Origin of the sequence: Streptomyces camponoticapitis, assembly GCF_014646115.1 — a bacterium.
Taxonomy (GTDB): domain Bacteria; phylum Actinomycetota; class Actinomycetes; order Streptomycetales; family Streptomycetaceae; genus Streptomyces; species Streptomyces camponoticapitis.
In genome coordinates, this window is record NZ_BMMV01000035.1 from 1 (window position 1) to 18,591 (window position 18,591).

General features: G+C 69.4%; 15 protein-coding genes and 3 pseudogenes. 8 read left to right on the forward strand and 10 right to left on the reverse strand.

Annotated elements, in window-relative coordinates:
* Positions 1-122 precede the first annotated feature (122 nt).
* The 4 genes from IEY79_RS34270 to IEY79_RS34285 all read left to right on the forward strand — a co-directional run bounded on the left by IEY79_RS34270 (position 123) and on the right by IEY79_RS34285 (position 6,860).
* Positions 123-1,646, forward strand: a complete 1,524-nt coding sequence (locus IEY79_RS34270) for a serine/threonine-protein kinase (RefSeq protein ID WP_189111575.1) — start codon at positions 123-125, stop codon at positions 1,644-1,646.
* A 424-nt stretch (positions 1,647-2,070) separates the two neighbouring features.
* A complete protein-coding gene (locus IEY79_RS34275; protein ID WP_189111576.1) occupies positions 2,071-3,162 on the forward strand; it encodes a hypothetical protein in 1,092 nt (363 codons plus the stop codon).
* A 281-nt stretch (positions 3,163-3,443) separates the two neighbouring features.
* Positions 3,444-5,720 (forward strand): hypothetical protein, encoded by a 2,277-nt coding sequence (locus tag IEY79_RS37705; RefSeq protein WP_229701366.1) that lies wholly within the window; start codon positions 3,444-3,446, stop codon positions 5,718-5,720.
* Positions 5,721-6,044: 324 nt separating this feature from the next.
* Positions 6,045-6,860, forward strand: a complete 816-nt coding sequence (locus IEY79_RS34285) for an FHA domain-containing protein (RefSeq protein WP_229701367.1) — start codon at positions 6,045-6,047, stop codon at positions 6,858-6,860.
* On the opposite strand, the gene IEY79_RS34290 is transcribed toward IEY79_RS34285, so the two are convergent.
* Positions 6,838-7,923 (reverse strand): SDR family NAD(P)-dependent oxidoreductase, encoded by a 1,086-nt coding sequence (locus IEY79_RS34290; RefSeq protein WP_229701368.1) that lies wholly within the window; start codon positions 7,921-7,923, stop codon positions 6,838-6,840. The genes IEY79_RS34285 and IEY79_RS34290 overlap by 23 nt on opposite strands.
* A gap of 61 nt (positions 7,924-7,984) precedes the next feature.
* Between IEY79_RS34290 and IEY79_RS34295 the strand changes: the two genes are divergently transcribed.
* A complete protein-coding gene (locus IEY79_RS34295) occupies positions 7,985-8,443 on the forward strand; it encodes a MerR family transcriptional regulator (RefSeq protein WP_189111577.1) in 459 nt (152 codons plus the stop codon).
* 114 nt (positions 8,444-8,557) lie between these two features.
* On the opposite strand, the gene IEY79_RS38635 is transcribed toward IEY79_RS34295, so the two are convergent.
* The 4 genes and pseudogenes from IEY79_RS38635 to IEY79_RS34310 form a co-directional block, all read right to left on the reverse strand.
* A complete protein-coding gene (locus IEY79_RS38635; RefSeq protein ID WP_506360960.1) occupies positions 8,558-8,854 on the reverse strand; it encodes an Lrp/AsnC ligand binding domain-containing protein in 297 nt (98 codons plus the stop codon).
* Between the two features lie 101 nt (positions 8,855-8,955).
* Positions 8,956-9,114 (reverse strand): annotated as a pseudogene (locus tag IEY79_RS38640) (hypothetical protein); the annotation flags it as partial.
* 517 nt (positions 9,115-9,631) lie between these two features.
* Positions 9,632-10,378, reverse strand: a pseudogene (locus IEY79_RS34305) (SDR family NAD(P)-dependent oxidoreductase).
* A gap of 63 nt (positions 10,379-10,441) precedes the next feature.
* Entirely contained in the window at positions 10,442-11,683 is a 1,242-nt protein-coding gene (locus tag IEY79_RS34310) for a multidrug effflux MFS transporter (protein ID WP_189111578.1), read from the reverse strand.
* Positions 11,684-11,882: 199 nt separating this feature from the next.
* On the opposite strand from IEY79_RS34310, the gene IEY79_RS34315 reads away from it, so the two are divergent.
* On the forward strand, positions 11,883-12,227 hold the full coding sequence (locus IEY79_RS34315) for a hypothetical protein (RefSeq protein WP_189111579.1): 345 nt from the start codon (positions 11,883-11,885) through the stop codon (positions 12,225-12,227).
* 691 nt (positions 12,228-12,918) lie between these two features.
* Here IEY79_RS34315 and IEY79_RS34320 read toward each other — a convergent pair.
* Complete coding sequence (locus IEY79_RS34320; protein ID WP_189111580.1) at positions 12,919-13,569, reverse strand: nuclease-related domain-containing protein; 651 nt, start codon at positions 13,567-13,569, stop codon at positions 12,919-12,921.
* Between the two features lie 479 nt (positions 13,570-14,048).
* Here IEY79_RS34320 and IEY79_RS34325 point away from each other — a divergent pair.
* Positions 14,049-14,881, forward strand: a pseudogene (locus IEY79_RS34325) (IS5 family transposase).
* A 268-nt stretch (positions 14,882-15,149) separates the two neighbouring features.
* Here the strand turns inward: IEY79_RS34325 and IEY79_RS34330 are convergent.
* A complete protein-coding gene (locus IEY79_RS34330; RefSeq protein ID WP_189111581.1) occupies positions 15,150-15,542 on the reverse strand; it encodes an ester cyclase in 393 nt (130 codons plus the stop codon).
* A gap of 60 nt (positions 15,543-15,602) precedes the next feature.
* Positions 15,603-16,349 (reverse strand): SDR family NAD(P)-dependent oxidoreductase, encoded by a 747-nt coding sequence (locus IEY79_RS34335; protein ID WP_189111582.1) that lies wholly within the window; start codon positions 16,347-16,349, stop codon positions 15,603-15,605.
* Positions 16,350-16,443: 94 nt separating this feature from the next.
* On the opposite strand from IEY79_RS34335, the gene IEY79_RS34340 reads away from it, so the two are divergent.
* The gene (locus IEY79_RS34340) at positions 16,444-17,076 is read left to right on the forward strand and encodes a TetR/AcrR family transcriptional regulator (protein WP_189111583.1); all 633 of its coding nucleotides are present in this window, start codon (positions 16,444-16,446) and stop codon (positions 17,074-17,076) included.
* Positions 17,077-17,640: 564 nt separating this feature from the next.
* Here the strand turns inward: IEY79_RS34340 and IEY79_RS34345 are convergent.
* A complete protein-coding gene (locus IEY79_RS34345; RefSeq protein WP_373292682.1) occupies positions 17,641-17,910 on the reverse strand; it encodes a hypothetical protein in 270 nt (89 codons plus the stop codon).
* Positions 17,911-18,090: 180 nt separating this feature from the next.
* Positions 18,091-18,564: an ATP-binding protein gene (locus IEY79_RS34350; RefSeq protein WP_189111585.1), complete on the reverse strand. Its 474-nt coding sequence runs from the start codon at positions 18,562-18,564 to the stop codon at positions 18,091-18,093.
* Positions 18,565-18,591 lie beyond the last annotated feature (27 nt).

Sequence of the window (18,591 nt, forward strand, 5' to 3'; positions counted from 1 at the left end):
CATCAGTCAACTCATGACGTCTCACCACGACTTACCAACGACCAACAGACTTTGCGGACACGCCCTAGTCTTCCCGAGGGGGTGATGGTGATTGGCCCCGTATCGAGAGTGGGGGGACTCCGATGGATCCTCTGCGGCCCGGTGACCCGCGGCACGTCGGTAAGTACCGGCTGGTGGGGCGGCTTGGCGAAGGCGGCATGGGGCAGGTGCTTCTCGGGCGTTCCCCGGGAGGGCGTCCTGTCGCGGTGAAGCTGATCCGGCACGAACACGCTCACAGTGAGCGGTTCCGCGCCCGGTTCGCCCGTGAGGTCGAGGCCGCCCGCAGGGTCGGCGGGTTCCACACCACCTTGGTGATCGACGCCGATCCGGACGCCGATCCACCCTGGATGGTCACCGCCTACATACCCGGCCCCTCACTGCATCGTGCCGTCACCGAGCACGGCCCCCTCGACGCGCGGGCCGTACGAGCTCTGGGCGCCGGACTGGCCGAGGGGTTGGCCGCCGTTCACGCGTGCGGGCTGGTGCATCGCGACCTGAAACCGGGCAACGTGATACTGGCCGCCGACGGCCCCAGGATCATCGACTTCGGTATCGCCAGCACCCAGGACGGCACCAGGATGACCGCGGCCGGCGCCGTCCTGGGAACCTACGCCTACATGTCCCCGGAGCAGGTGAACGGACATCCGCCACAGGCCGCCGGCGACGTGTTCGCCCTCGGCTCGGTACTGGCGTTCGCGGCCACCGGCCGCAGTCCCTTCGACGGCGAGTCAACCGGTGCCATCCTCCACCGAATCGTGAACGAACCACCCGATCTGCGCGACATCCCCGTGGAGAGTGAGCATCGTGAGTTGATCCTCGCCTGTCTGGCGAAGAACCCCGCCGACCGGCCCTCTCTCACCGAGATCCTCGCCAGGCTGGACGAACCCTCGCCGAGTGACGGCTGGCTGCCTCTCGCCGTCATGGACATGATTACGTCAAGGGAGTCCGAGTCCGTCGGCGCCCTGGCCTCGGAGGCCGGGGAATCGGACCATCGGGTTCACCGGCAGGTCACGGAGGACCCCGACCACGAACGAAGATTTTCGCCCCGTACCCTCCTGCTCGGCGGGCTCGTGGCGATTCTGGCCGCGGTCGCGACCGGGGTGGTCTACCTCGTTCTCCCGGAGCCCGCCGCACCGTCGGCACCCCAGGGGCTCATCGTCACCGACGACGGCCGTGCCTTCGGGCCCGGAGGATTCAGCCAGTTCAAGGTGACGGTCGATCCGGCCAACGCCGGCGTGCGGCTGACGCGTCGCCTCGACTCCAGCGTCGCGGCGCAGGTCGCGTCGATCTCCGTGGACGGCCAGCACGCAGGCACGTGGGCGCCGTTGGACAGCGCACCCACTGTCTGGATGGATCAGACTGTGGACCTGCCGAGGTCGTCCACGGCGGGCAGGAAAGTCCTCACCATCAGGAACACCTTCGAATCCTCGACGATGGACTTCAACGAGTTCACCTACTTCGTGGATCAGAAGATCGACGGCGTCTGGCGCCACGCCGACGTGGTCGACATCGGGCCAAGTCACCTCGCCGACGAGAAGGCACACGGCTACCGCATCGAGAAGCAGAGCTGGCAGGGGACCCGGACGTTCAGTTACCGGCGTACCTGACGGGCGTTCGACGGGCTGGCCGGCGTGGTGGAGGAGGCGGCTGGGTGGGGTCTGCGGTGTGCGGGGCTCCGAGGGCCCGTCGGGCCCTGTCGTCCGCTTGGCTACTGGTGGGTTGGTACCCCTCCCGCGCCATGTCTCCTATGGTCACGGCGCACAGGACCAGGACTTTGCGTGCCACGTCCAGCTGAACGGGCCGGCGCGCTTCGTCCGTCGCGAGGAGGCGCCACGTATGCATCCACGGAAAGTTCCGGATCCACCCGGCCGTTCCCCGCAAGGGAAAAAACCTACCGGCCCCCGAGGGGGTCAGGCGGGCCGTGCCTGTCTGGTACTGGCCAGAGACCGTCAGCTCGCTGAGGTCATCTCGTGGGGCCTGCGATCCCGGCTCGCCGAGATCGGCGGGGACGTGCCTGTTCTCGTACCACCGATGCACGGGTTCGAGTTCGCCGCGGCGGCGACCGCGCAGCGGCTGCGAGCCTGGTGGGACGGGCAGCACACGGGTGTGAATCTGTCGGCGGCCACGTTGCTGATCGTCGAAACCGAGGAACTGGCCGGTCTCGGCCGGGCCGCTTACGTGGCGGTGCCGCCGGGGCCGAGGGTCATACGTCCGTACCCGCACGGCGCCGACGTGACCGAGGTACCGGCGAACACCGTGCACGAACTGGTGGACGTCGTCGCCGGCGCGCTCGGTGCCGGTCGTCGCGGTGAGCCGTCCAAGTCCGCGCAGTCGGCCTACTCGTTGCCGCACCCCGATTGGCACATGAAGGGGCTGTGGGACGGCCGGCTGGTTCGTACGGCGATGGTGACCGGCGCGCTGGGTGTCGGCGCCTGGCTGCTGTCGGCAGCGATGCCGGCCCAGGCGCAGGCCGATGACGGCGGGCACCGCTACCAGCATGAGCAGCGTCAGTCCCGGGAGGTGTCCCCGGAGAAGCGGGCGGAATTCAAGCAGGCGCTCCGCGACGCCGTGACGGAGCGGTTGCGTGAATCCGGCGTCGACTCGGACGAGTTGTTCGATCGTCATAAGCGGTCGCAGGACCGGCCGCCCCGTTCCGCCGCGCCCGCGCCGAAGGCGCCTGAGAGGGTGGAAGAGGCGCCCGCTCCGGCCCCTCCCCCTCCGCCCCGGCGTGATGCCGCGCCCCCCCCGCCCCGGAGAAGGAACGCCAGGAGCGCCCGGAGCCGCCGCGACAAGACCCGCGACCGGCGCCCGAACGGGGTGAGGTCCGGGACGAAAGGCAGGCCAACACCCAGCCCGGCCAGGCGGATTCCTCTGAACCGTCCCGTGCCTCCGCTCCGGCCCCGCGGTCGGCCCCCGTACCGCGGACTCCCGACAGGCGCGGGGGCGTGCAGGCAGAGGACGTGCCGGCGCAGGTTCTCGCGAACAGCCCGGACGGTGCCGCGCGGGAAGGGCAGGGCGCCGACCGGCGCCGAGGGGTCCCCGCTCCGCCTCCGGCCCCGGCTCCCGCCGCGGTTGAAGCCGCCGACGACGCCGAAGCCGATGGAACCGATCTGGCCGATGTGACCGATGTGGCCGGCGATGCCCGATCCGCCGGTGAGGACTCCGGAGTACCGACGGCGGACCCGAGGACCCTCTGGCAGCTCGCCGGGGCACAGCAGCAGCCGGACATCGACCTGCGCGGCGGGCCTGCCACGGCTCCCGAACCGGCCGCACCGGATGGACCACCCGCGGACGCCCCGGTCCCCGCTCCGGAAGAGGCGGCTCCAGCTCCGGCCCCGGCCGAGCGCGCACCGGCTCCCGCGGATGCGAACGCGTCGACTCCGCAGGAGGTTTCGGCGCAAGGCATGGCACCGGCGCCCCGGGAAGCCCCTCCGGTGCCCCCGGCCCCGTTGCAGGTCCCCGCGCCGTTCGACGCTCCCGAGGCCGGTAACACCCAGCCGCCGCAGGCCGACCCGCCACCCGCCGACCCGCCGCAGGCGGACTCGCCGGAACTCTGGCAGGTCGCCGGAGCACAACAACCGCCGATCGTGGACATGCGCGACGGGACGGTCAGGGTTCCCGAGCCGGCCGAACCGGATCCGCCCGCGGACCCACCCGCTCCCGTTCCCGTGCCCCTTGAGGCAGCTCCCGTTCCGCCCCCCGCGGACGGCGGAGACGACCTGCCCGACGGGCAAATCGTCAACCCCCGCGCGAACGAGCCCGCGCCCGCCCCGTCGTTCAAGTGGAACGAGCTCGGTGGACGCACCGCTGACGGCATGATCGCGGGCAACTCCCTCGGTGGGGTCCGTGGCCCGCTGACCGGGGCGGCAGGCGCCCTGGTCGGCGGTACCTGGAACGCCGGCGAGTACGTCAACAGGTTCCCGGATTCACGCCGGATCCTGCGAGACATGGACGGTGCGATTCCGCCGGATCCGTCGATGGACCCCCTCAACCCGGCGTTCCAGCCCACTCGGGGCGAGGTCTCCGCAGGTGTCGCACGGCCGCCCGGTACAGAGGTCGGTCCGTATCTCGGTCAGGCCGGAACGCCTGCCGCCGACCTGGCCAAGGATGTCGGTAACGGGTCGGGGATCGGCGGCATGGTCGGCACCGTCGCCGAGAAGGCGGCCCCCATCGGTCGCGCCGCGGGCACCGTCTACGGCCTGGGCGTGTACGGGACCAACCACCCCGACCAGATGCAAGCCCTGAGCGACGCGGCGAAGGCGTCGGAGCCGGGTTACGCCATGGGTGAGGCGATCGCGGAGGCCAGGGGCGTCGAGATACCTCCCCAGCAGGATGCATCGCAGCCGCCGCAGGCAAATCCGGGCGGAGCCGCACCACCCGCGCCCGCGCCACCGCCGGAGGATCCGCTCAGGGATCTCGCGAACGAGCCCGCGCCCGTCCCGGCGTTCAAGTGGAACGAGTTCGGTGCGCGCACGGTTGACGGCATGATCGCCGGCACTTCCGTCGGTGGCGCCGTGGGCCCGTGGACCGCGCTCGCGGCAGGCGTGGGTGGCGGAGTCTGGAACGCCAGCGAGTACGTCAACAGGTTCCCGGACGCACGTCGGCTCGTGCAGGGCATAGACGGTGCGATTCCGCTGGATCCGTCGATGGACCCGCTCATCCAAGAGTCCTCGCCCACTCGGGGCGATGTCTCATCGGGCGCCGCATCGCCGCCGCCCGCTGCGCGGGTCGGTCCCCATCTCGGCCAGGTCGGAACGCCTGCCGCCGACTTCACCAAGGACGTCGGTTTCGGATCCGGGATCGGCGGCGTGGTCGACGCCGTCGTGAAGGGGGTCTCCCCTGTCGGGCGCGTCGCGGGCACCGTCTACGGCCTGGGCGTGTACGGGACCAACCATCCCGACCAGATGCAAGCTCTCACCGACACCTTGGCGGCCGCGGATCCGGGGTATGCCGTGGGGCAGGTGCTCGCGGAGCAGCGGGCGTCGCAGCCGGCTCCGGAGGTTCCTGCCCCGGTCCCGCCGCCGCCACCGGTGGACCCGAACGCACCGACTCCGCGAGAGCTTCTGTCCGATGTGGCCCCGCCGCCCATGGATCTGCTTGGGCCGACGCCGCAGGACATCGCGGCAGGGGTGGTCACGCCCGAGGTTCCCGGTCCGGTGCTGCCTCCGGCCCCGGTTCCGGTTCCTCTCCCCGATCGTCCCGAGCCGCCGGTGGACCCGAACGCTCCACCGGCGCCGGAGATCGCGGCCGATGTCGCTCCGGCTCCGGTGCTGCCGCCGGCTCCGGCTCCGGTGCCCCTTCCCGCTCCTCCGCCGCCGCCCCCGGTGGAGTCGCCGCGAGAGATCCTGGCTGATGTGGCGCCCCCTCCGGCGGACCCGTTCGCACCCTCTCTGGGGGAGATGACGGCTCCTCCGCCGCCACCTCCGCCCGCACCGGAACCGGCAGCAGGACCACCGCCACCGCCCGCACCGGAGCCTGCGCCGGCACCTCCGCCCGCGCCCGAACCGGCGCCGCCACCCCCGCCTCCGCCACCACCCGCTCCCGAACCGCCGCCTCCGCCGCCGGCACCCGAACCCCCACCACCGCCACCCGCTCCCGAACCGCCGCCTCCGCCGCCGGCACCCGAACCCCCACCACCACCCCCGGCACCCGAACCGCCGCCGCCACCCCCGGCGCCGTAACCCCATAGGCTCGCTGCCGCCCGGTCCTTCCGGGCGGCAGCGGGCCTTTCGCATGCTTCAGTTCGCAAGACCGACCCGCCCGGCCCGTCCGGCCCGTCTCCGTGCGTGGACGCCCTCAGTTGGGATGACCGCGTGCCCCTCGGGGAGACCGTGTGGAAGTTCCGCGCCCAGCTCGACGCCAGGGCGTCGGTTCGCCCCCAACGGGCATTACGGTCAGTCCAGTTGGGGTCACGGCCCGCAGTTCGGAACAGGGAGATCCTGCGAGATCCCTCCGTTCCGGAACGCCAGTGTGCTCCCGAGTAAGTCGGACGAGGAGCCAGAAGGATGACACTGTCGCCGCCGCGGCTGCCGAGCAAGGTCAACATACTGCCGCAGGACTACGGGAGCCTGTCTCGCGGCATTCCCCCCACGCAGCCCGGCACGCTGTTCGTCATGGGGGTCAACGGCGGCATGAGCATGGCCCCGGACGCCGCCTTCCCGCTCGTGTTCGGCCGCAACGAGCCCGAAGTCCACGTCTGCGTCGCGCCGGACGACACACGTGTCAGCCGCAAACACGGCTACATCGCTCGGGAGCACTCGCGATGGGTGCTCAACAACACCGGGCGCCTGCCCATCCGACTCCCGGGAGCACGCCTGGTTCTGGGAGGCGACCGGGTCGAACTCCCGTCCGGCTTCACCCCGCTGTTCATCGTCGCCCGGAAGCGGGAGCACCTGCTGGAGGTGCACATAGCCACGGCCACGCACGGCGCGGGGGACGACGGTTTACGCGAGGCCGATACGCACGAGAGTGATGTGTGGGAGCTGAGCGCGACCGAGAAGCTGGTCCTCGTCTGCCTCGCCCAGCGTTACCTGCGCGACGATCCCATACCGCAGCCTCTTCCCTGGGCCGACGTCGCCGCGGAGCTGGCGGAGCTGCGCCCGGCGGAGACCTGGGCCAAGGGACGGGCGGCGCGCGTCGTCGCAGGCGTACGGACGAGGCTCAGCTACGTGGTGCCCGGACTCATGGAGGACGAAGTCCCCCAGCCCGTCGGCAACGCGCTCAACCACAACCTGATCACCGAACTCCTCGTGACCACGACCATCGTCAAGTCGGACCTGGCCCTGCTGGAGAGCGACGTCAGCGACTACGAGCCCGCATGAGGGGGCCCCGGCGTCCGGAAGGACCCGGGGCTACCCGACACGGCGTCATCGTCACGGCCCCGGGCCAGTTGGGGATGCCAACCCGGGAGGTCTCAAGGGGCGGGTCAGTAGCCGTACAGGACGACGCACCAGTTGGCCGACGGGCAAAAGCGGCTCGGGTGTCGCTCCCGGCCACCGAACCCGGATTGTTCACCCAGAACCGGTCGTAGGACATCCAGCGCCTCCGCGACCAGCACACCTCACCCAACGCAACTGACGACGAGCATCGGGTCGCGTCGCGCTCGACCGCGTCCGCGCCCAACTGCAGGCGCAGCGGCGGCTCGGCGACCTCGGTGACGTCCACGATCGCTTTGGCTCCCTTCACCGGATCGCCTGGCTGGCGGCCATCGTTTCTGGCCAGTGCCTCACGCACCGGCCCCGCGCCGGCGACGTAGTCGACGATGGCGGCCGGTTCGACCTGGATGCTGGAGCTGTTGAGGAAGTCGGTGCGAAAGCCGCCCGGCTCTATGATCGTGACGCGGACGCCAAGCGGGGCCAGCTCTCCGTACAGTGCCTCGGAGATGCCCTCGAGGGCGAATTTCGACGCTCCGTACAAACCCGCCGCCGGAGCAGTGGCGAAGCCGCCCACGGAGCCGATGTTCAGTACATGTCCGGATCGCTGAGCACGCAACGTCGGCAGGGTCGCCCGCAGCGTGTTGAGCACGCCGAACACGTTGACGTCGAACAGATCCCGGGCAGCCTTGTCAGAGGTCTCCTCGATCGCGCCTACGAGGCCGTAACCGGCGTTGTTGGCCACGATGTCGATCCGGCCGAACTCCGCCAGGCCGGCCTCCACCGCAGCCGTCAACTGCTCCGGTTCGGTCACGTCCGCGTTCACCGCCAGCAGTCCGTCCGGCTTTTGCGGGTATGTCTTGAGCACCGCCGACACGTCCCTCGCCGTAGCGATCACGCTATGTCCTCGATCCAGCGCCTCACGGGTGATCTCCGCGCCGAGCCCACGCGATGCACCGGTAACAAACCAAACGCTCATGTTCTCCCCTGTTCCGATCGCCCGATTGGCCAACAGCTCGACGCTAGAAACTAGAGTCGGGTCTAGATCAAGAGCTTTGTGACGGGAGTCGCTCATGGACCTGGGCATCGGCGAGGTGGCGGAGCGCAGTGGGCTGAGCGTCCACGCGCTGCGGTTCTACGAGCGGGAGGGTCTGTTCGCCAACCCGGTACGCCGCCTGTCCAACGGCCGTCGGATCTATCACGAGGAAGATCTGGAGTGGCTGGCGATCTGCACGAAGTTGCGCTCCTCCGGCATGTCACTGGCGACGATCCGGCAATACATCGAGCTGGTCCGCCAGGGCCCGGGCAACGAACATGAGCGACTGGAATTGCTGCGCCGGCACGAGAATCATGTGGAGGCGCAGATCCGGGAACTGCAAGAGACCCTGGACGTGATGCGGCACAAGGTGAGGATCTACCAGGACCATGTCGTCCGCGGCGAGGCCGACCGGCTCTGGAATCCGTCCCACCCGGATGCGGCAGCCCAGGCCACCACTCACCAGGAGTGTCATCCGTCAGAAGGCGGTACGTGAGTTGACGTCGCTCACCCAGCCGCTCCAGCACGGCCGACCCCGTTGACCGGCCCGGAGCCCCCGGCCACACGTTCAGGCGACAACCACCCAGAGATCAAGTCGCATACCGCCCCTTCAGAGAGCGTGGCGGCGAGCCCGCATGGATCGGAGGGTGGTCAGCAGGTCGTCCTTCATCAGCGTGTTGAACTGCTTCACCTGGCGCAGTACCGGTGAGACCTCGATGTGCTGAACGCCGTCCAGGGCGCCCACACGGTCGGTGACGAAGGCGAAAAGGGGGTCTTCGAGGGTGCGGCAGTTGACGACGGCGTGCACGTTACGTACGCCGGAGACGGCCGCGGCGAAGGCGATCTCGGACATGTGGGCGAGTTCCCGCCGACCGCGCGTATCGCGGTCGGGGCCACCTGTATCCACAAGTCGGCCCGGGTGGTGAAGCCGAGAGCGGCGCGTGAGAGCTCGACGTCCAGGTGGACCACACCTGCGTCCAGCAACGCCCGTACGCGCCGGGTGGCCCGGGCGGGGCTGATTCCGGCAGCGGTGGCCAGACTGACGTGGCTGGCCCGGCCGTGCCAGGGCGAGCAGCAGGGCCTCGTCGTGCGGCTGGAGCCGGAACTCGGCGCTTTCGCCGACCTCCCGAGGCGGGCCGGGCGTGCCCAGAGCCAGCCGCTCCACATCGGTCAGCGCGTCGTGCAGGTCGGTCCAGTCCGCTGAACAGCCCCGCGTGAAGACGTGCATGGCGACAGTCGCGTCGATGTCGAGCACCGACGCGACCCGGGGCAGCAGCTCCACCAACAGGTGTTCACGATCCTCCTGGGAGCGGGAGCGCAGCGCGCATGTCACCTCGGAGCCGGCGGCGTTGAGTGAGACCCAGCTGACGTCGGTGCGGCGCGCGAGGGCGTCGGAGATCGCGGGCGTACTGTCCGGCCGGCACCGCACGCGGATGATCCACTCGCTCTGCCCGAGAACCGCCGTGTTCACCACGCCGACGACCTGGAGGACTCCTTCGTGTCGGAGACGGCGATAGCGGCGGGCCACCGTCGCCTCCGACAGGCCCAGGCCCTAGCCGAGCCGGGCGAAGCCCTCGCGGGGTGCGATCTGGAGCGCGGCGATGACACGCAGGTCGTCCCGGTCCAGGCGGGCGCTCGGAGCGAGACTCATGCGCGCTTCCTTCCAAGGGGGTCCGGTTCTCGGTCAGAGCATCATGCCTCCGCCGGCCTCCACACGCTGGCCGGTGATCCATCCTGTGCCCTGGGCGAGGAGGGCGGCCACCACCCCGCCGATGTCCTCCGGCTCCCCGGCCCGCCCCAGTGCGGTGATCCCGCTGAGGGCGGCGCGCCCCTCGGGGCTGCGCGCGAAGCCGCCGCCGAAGTCGGTCGCGGTGGCACCGGGGGCAACCACATTGACCGTTATGCCGCGCGGGCCGAGCTCCGCGGCAAGGTAGCGGGTGAGGGTCTCCACCGCCGATTTTGCCGAGGCGTACGCGGACATACCGGCGTTGGTGAACCGCGTCAGCGCCGAGGACACGTTCACGATCCGGCCACCGTCTGCCAGCAGAGGCTCCAGGCGCTGCGTGAGGAAGTACACGCCCTTGAAGTGGACGTTCACCAACAGGTCGAACTGCTCCTCGGACACCTGCGTGAAAGGCACCGGACTCCCGGAGCCGGCGTTGTTGACAAGGAAATCGAAGTCCGGGCGGCCGAACTCACCCTTCAGGACCTCGCGCACCTCGTCGGCGAAGGACGCGAAGGTTGAGACATCCGCGACGTCAAGGCGCAGCACATGCGCCTCCCGCCCAGGGAACGCACCGCACCGGCCACGGCCTCGGCCTCCTCCCGGTGGGCGCGGTAGGTGAGGATGATGTCGGTCCCGTCCTGGGCCAGCCTCAGTACGGTGGCCCGGCCCAGACCACGATTTCCGCCGAGTCACAAGTGCGATCACGAGCTGTGTCTCCTTCGCGGGAAAAATACGGTGGGTCGAGAAATTACGGGTGCGCTATGACGGTCAGTGGGTGGTGAGACCGCTGTCCGGACGCCGTGGGCGCACCAGCGTCCCCAGGACCAGCAGGCCGATCACCGGACCTCCGGTGATGACGGAGGCCATCGCGGCGGGCCCTGTGCCGAGGAAGCCGACCACCGGCGCCGTCACGGCAGCGATGCCGAACTGGACGGCACCCAGCAGGGCTGCCGCCGTTCCCGCCATGTGGCCGTGCCGGGACAGGGCGAGTGCGGGCGCATTGGGCAGGACGAAGCCGATGGCGAAGAGCACCAGCCACAGGGGCCGCAGCACTCCCGGGAATCCGCCGACGCCGCTGACGCTGAGGACCAGCAGCAGCACGCCGCCCGCGGCGGCAAGACAGATCGCGGCAATCAGCACTACCCGGGGCGAGCGACGGCGCAGCAGCCGGACGTTCAACTGGGTAGCGAGTACCACCCTCACCGAACCGAGGCCGAAGACGGCCCCGAATTGCTGCTCTTTGAGTCCGAAGTGCTCCTGGAAGACGAAGGGAGATCCCGCGACGAAGGCGAAGATCGTACTCATGCCCAGCCCGGCGAGCAGGATCAGGCCGATGAAGACCCGGTCGCGCAGGAGTGTGCCGTAGTCCCGCATGGAACGGGCGAGGCCGCCGGAGCGGCGGCGCTCGACCGGCAGTGTCTCCGGCAGGGCGCGGGCCGTCACCACGAGCACCGCGGCGCTGACCACGGCGAGCAGGCCGAAGATCCCCCGCCAGTTGGACCAGGTCAGCACGGCGCCGCCGATCGTCGGGGCCAGGACGGGCGCGGTCCCGAGCACGAGCATGAGCCGGGAGAGGATCGTGGCCGCCGCCGTGCCCTCGTACAGGTCACGCACGATGGCCATGGTGACCACCGTGGACGTGGCCGCGCCCAGGCCCTGGAGTACCCGCAGTACGTCGAGCACCGCAAAGCTGGGCGCGAACGCGCACAGCACCGAGGCGAGGATGTGCACGGCAACGCCGACCAGCAGCGGCACGCGCCGGCCTATCGCGTCGGACAGCGGCCCGAACACGAGCTGTCCCAGGGCCAGCCCGGCGAGCATCGCGGTCAGCGTCAGCTGGGCCGCGGCCGCGCCGGAGTGGAGATCTTCCGCGATGGACGGGAGGGCCGGCAGGTACATGTCCGTGGTGAGCGGGCCCACCGCGACGAGCGAGCCGAGCAGCAGCAGGGTCTTCCACCGTGAGGCTGGAGTCGTGGGTGGCCTCTGGACAGGTGAGTGATCGATGTCCATGCCCACGAGCATCGGGCGCTCCACCACCCACGACGGGCACGAGAAGGCGCCTGCGGCGGAAACCTGCGGATGTCGGTCCGCTGCCGCGGATTTCCCGCGAGCTGACGCGGGTGGACGACGAGATTCCGGCACCGCGCAAGCCGACGAGGCTCAGAACCATCGGCACAGGGTGTGTGCGTGCCAGGTGATCCAGGGATCCATGGTCCAGGAAAAGCCCGCCGCCGCTGATCCCGCCCGACAGGGCGTGCTGCCGCTCCTGGAGCACCTGACCCGGCTGGGCAAGCGTGTCTACATCAGCGAGGTGGCGCCGGGTGGTCTTCGCGGTCTGATCGTGCGACGGCGCGACCCCGCCGACCGACGGCGCCACATCGTCGAGCTCTCGGCCTCCGGCAAGGAGGAGGTCGTCCTGTCCGACGAGCGAGCGGTCGTCGTCGAGGACCGGACCTTCGCCGCCCTGGACGCCGACGAGCGGACCACTCTCTACGAACTGCTGCAACGCGCGGTCGGTACGGCGGCGCTCAACTGCGAGGCCGCGATCGCTTGAAGCCCACGAGTCTTCTCCTGGGCTTCGACAATCCAAGGCTCCAACGGGTCCTCTCGTAGGACTCGCTCGAAGTGATCGCGCGCCATGTCCGGGTCCCCAAATAGGGGCGGCTGCGATCCCAGTGTCGAAGCTGTCCCAGAGGGATCCCCGCCGCACCGGCCTGGACGTCAGGTAATGGGCGACGTACGGCAGATCCGGGCTTCTTCCTCACCGCGGACACGTTCGCAGCCGCATGCCGGCTGCGGTCGAGCGCCGGCGGCGTGAACCGGTCCTCGGCACGGAACAGTTCGGAGCCCGCGCAGACTGCGTCCACGTGGAAGGCCTGGTCCGCCGATCAAACCCGGCCGCGACCGTCTGATGATCTGTTCCCCGCACGGGCGGGATGGTCGCAATACCGACCCACGATGGCTTCGACCTTGCGCTCACTGCGCGTGCGTTGATGGGTCCCAGGGCGTCCTGGACCTCAAGGAGTGGCCCGGAGCTCCCCGTGCCCGCGATCGAGCTTCACCAGGAAGCTGTGCGCGACGCGACTACGGGACTGCGGTCTACGAAGTGCTTCTTCGCAACGCGTCAGACCGTGCGGGCATGGCTGGTCCGACAGGCTTACATCTGTGAACGCGTGAAAACGGCTCTCCGCCCCCACGAAAGGAGTGGAACCGTCTGCGCTCCAGATGGTCAGACGACTGGACCGCTACCCCTGGTCCACGTAAGGGGTCAGCACCCGGCCCACCTGCTCGGCCAACGCCCGTGCACGCCAGACATCAAACTCTCCTGTGGAGTTGACCAGCGTCGGCACCAGAAACCCGGGGCTGAGGACCTGCACCGGTCCGTGAGGCGTCATCGCCACCAAGAGCCCGTCGGCGACCGGGGAGCCGTGCACCACGATCAGAGGACGTACAACCGCCGGGTGCAAACCGGCCACTGCGGCAACCGCCTGCGCGTACGAGGCGACCTTCTCTACCTGAATGTGGCGGTCTTCCGGCCCGCAGCACACCCGCTCGTACACGAGCCCTGTGGTCCAGGTGCGGCGCCACGCCTTCGTGTCCAGCACGACCACCGCCGTCCCGCACGGGCTTATGAGGACGTGGTCCAGGTTGAACCGGCGCCCCCACAACATCAGGTCGTGCCACACCACCCACCCCTGGGCCTGGAGCCCGACAAGTAATCCGGCGGTCCGCTCCTCCCCCGCGGCACCGTGCGACCACAACGCCGCCCTCGCGTCCGCATGCCGCGTCGCACGCCCTCCGATTCCTATCCAACCCAAGACACGCCGCCACCAGCCCTTCCGGGCCGCCGCCCGCAGTGCCTCGGCGCGCGCCGAAGCCGAATTCCCCGCACTCATCGAGTGTTCTCCTTGCCGTAGTGACGAACCTCGCCGCAGCGACCACCTTGGTCGAGGACCACAATCAGACGCTTCGTAGGCGAAATGCGGCGCAGCGCCGTGCTGTTGCAGTGACACTCCACGGTGTCACGCGATCACTGCCCCCGCTATGGCGCCATAGTTCACGGCGCGCCACCCGATGCTGATCTGTTGATGTCGTCGCGCGGCAGGAGGAGCGCGAATTACCTCGCGGGCCGTGGGCGGGGGGTGACACGGCGTCCCGCCGTGGCGCTCACCCTCGCGCGGGGAGGTCTGCCAGCTGCGGCCCGGTGGTTCGGTCCGGTTGAGGGTTCCGCCGATGGTGGTGGTGTGGGGCGAAATACAGTCAGAGCAATTCTGTTTGTGATCCCCTGCCGCGGCAGGAAGCCCGCGCTGACCAGCTGCACGGGCGGGCACCTAGGGCGTGTCCGCAAAGTCGGTCGGTCGTTGGTCCGTTCGTGGTGCGACGTCATGAACTGACTGATCAGGCTTGGGATGTCATCGGGCCGTTGCTGGCCCCGCCTCGGATGGGTCGTCCGGTGCGGGACCGGCGGCAGGTCCTCAACGGCATCCTGTGGAAGCTGTCCACGGGGGCGGCCTGGCGGGACCTGCCCGAACGGTACGGGCCGTGGAAGACCGTCTACGAACGGTTCCGCCGCTGGTCGGCCGACGGAACCTGGGACCGGCTCCTGGCCCACGTCCAGCAGCACTCGGATGCGATCGGCGAAGTCGACTGGTCGGTCGTCTGCGTCGACTCGACGATCGTGCGCGCCCACCAGCACGCCGCCGGAGCCCGAAAAGGGGGCCCTGGACCGGTGAAGCACTCGGCCGGTCCCGCGGCGGGCTGAGCACGAAGATCCACCTCGCCTGCGACGGCCGCGGCCTTCCCCTCGCGTTCACGCTCACCGGCGGGAACGTCAACGACTGCACACAGTTCGAGCCGGTCATGGCCCGCATCGCCATCAAGCGGGCCGGGCCCGGCCGGCCCCGCACACGACCGCTGCGGGTGCTCGGCGACAAGGGCTACTCATCCCGCAAGATCCGCTCCTACCTGCGTAGACGCGGTATCGCCTGCACCATCCCCGAACGCGTCGACCAGATCAGCGGACGCCTGCGACGAGGCGAGAGCCTGTGCCGTCTCGACCGTAAGGTCTACCGGCGCCGCAACGTCGTCGAACGCTGCTTCAACAAACTCAAGCAGAACAAGGCCCTCGCCACCCGCTACGACAAACGAGCTCGCCACTACAAAGCCCTGGTCACCCTCGCCTGCCTGCGACTATGGCTCCCCAACTGACATTGCGGACACCCCCTAGCACACTGACCGCGCTGGCCGACGCGACGGACACCCTGGCCGGCGGGCACGTTTGAGTTCGACTTTCCGAGCCTCCGAGACCCGGCTCGGGAAGTCGAATACGGTCATGGCCGTGGCACGGGCCACGGCCATGACCGCGTGCAGGTGCATCTCGCGCGGTGGCCGGAGCCCCCGGGAACCTGCGGGCCCGCGCGAATGTGCGCGGCGCGCGAACGGTCTGAGAGATGCTGACGGAAGGTCGACCTGGAGGTCAGCCGACCAGCTGTCGCTGCACTGCCTGGGCGTCGATCAGGTAGTTCATCTCGTAGAAGCGCCCGTCACGGACCTTGTGGAAGGCGTATTCGCCGTACTCGACCGTGGCGCCGGTGGGGGTCAGACCGAACCACTCCTTCGCGGGCGTCCCCTTGTTGAACAGACGGGCCGCCACACGGTCGCCCTCGACGGCGAGGTCCTGGACCCGCCAGGTGAAGTCCGGCACCGCGTCGCCGTGCCCCTCCAACTCGGCGATGACGTCGTCCCGCGTGACCGGCCGGCCGTTCATGACGAGTTCGTCGTGAATGAATTCCGTCATGCGGTGGAACTCGTGGGCGTTGAGGGCGTCGATGTAGCGCTGGAAAAACTCGCGCAGGTCGGTGTCGGACATGATGGCCTTTCTGTGCGCTCTGGATTCCGGGTTGTGTCATTCGGTTCGCGTACGCCGATGTCAGATCTGGTTCTCGCCTCCGTCGACGTACAGGTTGGCGCCGAGGATGAAGCTGCTCCGCCCGGAGGCGAGGAAGGCCACCGCGTCGGCGACCTCGTCGGGGCGCCCGATCCGGCCCAGCGGGACACCGGCGACGAACTGGGCCTTGGTGACGGGCGCGGCTCCCTGGGCCACGGCGTCGACCGCGGGAGTGTCGATGGCGCCCGGGGAGATCACGTTGACCCGGATGCCGCGATCCTTCAGCTCGTTCGCCCAGGTACGGGCGAAGGACCGTACGGCCGCCTTGGAGGCCGCGTACGTGCCGAACGCCGTGACACCGTCGTCGGCGCGCACCGAGGAGTTGAGGATCACCGAAGCGCCGCGGTTGAGCAGCGGCAGCGCCTTGTGCACCGTGAACAGCGTGCCCCGTACGTTGACGCCGAAGGTCTCGTCGAAGTGGTCCTCGGTGACTTGCTCCAGTGTCGCGAACGACCCGGTTCCCGCGTTGGCGAACACGATGTCCAGGCCGCGGCCCCGGGCGCGGACCGTGTCGTAGAGCCGGTCCAGGTCGGCCAGGCTGGAGATGTCGCCCACCACAGCGGTGGCCGCTGCCGGGCCGATGGTCTCGACGGCCGCGTCCAGCAGGGTCTTGCGCCGACCGGTGATGAACACGTGCGCGCCCTCGGCCGCCAGTCGAACGGCGGCGGCCAGACCTATCCCGCTGCTGCCGCCGGTGACGACGGCGGTCTTGCCTTCGAGCTCCCCCATGATCAAGGCCTCCACAGATTCGGTACCGATCGGTACTGAAGGAGACCGTAGCATCTTTCGCACCGACCGGTACAGAAGGAGTACGATCGACGGCATGGAGACGGGACAGAAGGCGCCGATCGGCCGGCCGAGGGGATTCGACACCGAGCAGGCCCTCGAACGAGCCATGCGGGTCTTCTGGGAGCAGGGCTACGAAGGCGCCAGCCTCACCGACCTGACCGGCGCCATGGGTATCAACCGCACCAGCATGTACGCGGCGTTCGGCAACAAGGAGGACTTGTTCCGAAAGTGCCTGGAGCGCTACACGGAGGGCCCCGCCTCATACGGTGCCCGTGCCCTGCGGGAACCGACCGCCCGTCAGGTGGCCACCGCGGTGCTCAACGGCGCAGTCCGGGCCACCACCGGCAGCGACAGCCCCGCCGGGTGCCTCGGCATCCAGGGATCCCTCGCCGCCGGAGAGCCGGGAAGCAACGCCCGCGACGCACTCATCGCCTGGCGCGAGGAGCACGTATCACTCCTCCGCGACCGATTCCAGCAGGCCGTCGACGAAGGCGACCTGCCTCCCGACGCCGATCCCAACCTGCTCGCCCGTCACCTCATGACCATGGCGAACGGCATCGCCGTCCAGGCCGCCGGCGGCATCACCCGCGACGTCCTCCTGCAGGTGGCCGACATGACCATGCGAAGCTGGCCGCCCGCCACGGGCCCGGCTCAGCCGGACGCCTGAGCCGGCACTGTCCGCTCTGTCCGAAGAGGCGGACGGCCTTCGCCGGGTGCTCAGCACGTGCCCGAATGCCAACAAGGCTCCGGCCGGACGGCCGCCCGAGGTCCGCATCGGTGAAGGTCTTGGTCCAGCCGCCGGAGGACTCGCTGGGACGGGACAGCTACCGATCGACGTCGACGGGAACACCACGCGTCTGCAGCCGGTCCTTCAGGAACTCCATCTCCGACAACGTCCCTTCCAGGCCATCGTGGCTCAGTTCCCCGACCAGTTCACGAGCCCGCGACAACGAGGCCGCTGAGACCTCCCGAAAAACCCTCAAAGCTGGGACAAGACTGGGAACCGGACCGGCCAACCGCAGCCTGACGGAACCGTGCGCTGCGAGCAGAGCCCCCCGGACGTCATCAGGCGCTGGTCCCGGACCAGCGTGTTCGCACAGGTGGATGCCACAGGACCCGCAGGAGAACTCCGAGTCCCACCACAACTCATCGCGAAGGACGAACTGGCTCACCTGCCGCACCGCCACGCTGCCGCACTCGCAACACGATGCGATCCTCGCGGTCTGACCAGTCACCCGGGCTCCCCGACATTCCACCCCCGCGGCAGGTCCTCGCCGCAGAAGACGCATACGAAGTCCTCCTCCCGCACGATGCTGGGCTCCCGGCAGGACCGGCATCGGCGAAAGACCACCTCGTGCGTGAACCCGGACGGCCGACGGATCCCGATCCGATCCAGAGCCTCGGCCACGGCCGGCCATGAGCCGATGTCCGGGCAGTAGCCGGTCGACTGGTTGCTGACCTCCCCGACCACCCACTGCCCGGACTCCTCACGGAAGCTCATGCGGATACTCCGACCATCACCACCCGCCCGGACGAGCGCCTTCGGCCCAGCCGGACCCACATACCGATACCTCTGCCCCCGCGTCTCCACGCACACCAACCTACTGACTCACGCGGCCAGGACCTGGGGAACTACGGGCTCGGGTAAAGATCGCGATCGCAGACAGGACGAGGCCGCACATCAGCGGCCTGGAGCGGTGGGCGCCTGACTGTCAGAGAGCGGGAGCCGGGCGGTGATGCGTTTGCCGACAGGTTCCTGGTCGATGTTCAGGCTCTGGCAAAGGGCGCGGACGATCTCCATGCCGTGCTGGCCGATCCGTGTGGGGTCGGTCTCCAAGACGGCGGGCAGGGCGGGGTCGCTGTCCCATACGGTGATCATCAGCATGTCTCCGGCCACGCGCAGGTCGAGTAGGCAGGGGCCGGGCGCGTACTTGCATACGTTGGTGACCAGTTCACTGACCACCAGTTGAGCGGTGCCGATCGCCGGGGCGGATACGAGAATTCCCTGTGCGGCCTGTACGCGGGTCAGGAACTCGCGGGTGAATTGGCGGGCTTCGGGGATGGACTGGGGCTCTCCGTCGTAAACGGCACTCGCCGATGCGAACGTGCGGGCGAGGCCTGGCTGTTCCTCACCGTCCGATGCCGTCAGATCCACGGACTCGTTCTCACAATGTGCCTCCGA

Excerpts from the sequence above, each read along its gene's own strand:
- IEY79_RS34270 (WP_189111575.1), top strand. The coding sequence starts at position 123 with ATGGATCCTCTGCGGCCCGGTGACCCGCGGCACGTCGGTAAGTACCGG.
- IEY79_RS34275 (WP_189111576.1), top strand. The coding sequence starts at position 2,071 with ATGCACGGGTTCGAGTTCGCCGCGGCGGCGACCGCGCAGCGGCTGCGA.
- IEY79_RS37705 (WP_229701366.1), top strand. The coding sequence starts at position 3,444 with ATGGCACCGGCGCCCCGGGAAGCCCCTCCGGTGCCCCCGGCCCCGTTG.
- IEY79_RS34285 (WP_229701367.1), top strand. The coding sequence starts at position 6,045 with ATGACACTGTCGCCGCCGCGGCTGCCGAGCAAGGTCAACATACTGCCG.
- IEY79_RS34295 (WP_189111577.1), top strand. The coding sequence starts at position 7,985 with ATGGACCTGGGCATCGGCGAGGTGGCGGAGCGCAGTGGGCTGAGCGTC.
- IEY79_RS34310 (WP_189111578.1), bottom strand. The coding sequence starts at position 11,683 with ATGGACATCGATCACTCACCTGTCCAGAGGCCACCCACGACTCCAGCC.
- IEY79_RS34315 (WP_189111579.1), top strand. The coding sequence starts at position 11,883 with ATGGTCCAGGAAAAGCCCGCCGCCGCTGATCCCGCCCGACAGGGCGTG.
- IEY79_RS34320 (WP_189111580.1), bottom strand. The coding sequence starts at position 13,569 with ATGAGTGCGGGGAATTCGGCTTCGGCGCGCGCCGAGGCACTGCGGGCG.
- IEY79_RS34330 (WP_189111581.1), bottom strand. The coding sequence starts at position 15,542 with ATGTCCGACACCGACCTGCGCGAGTTTTTCCAGCGCTACATCGACGCC.
- IEY79_RS34335 (WP_189111582.1), bottom strand. The coding sequence starts at position 16,349 with ATGGGGGAGCTCGAAGGCAAGACCGCCGTCGTCACCGGCGGCAGCAGC.
- IEY79_RS34340 (WP_189111583.1), top strand. The coding sequence starts at position 16,444 with ATGGAGACGGGACAGAAGGCGCCGATCGGCCGGCCGAGGGGATTCGAC.
- IEY79_RS34345 (WP_373292682.1), bottom strand. The coding sequence starts at position 17,910 with ATGAGCTTCCGTGAGGAGTCCGGGCAGTGGGTGGTCGGGGAGGTCAGC.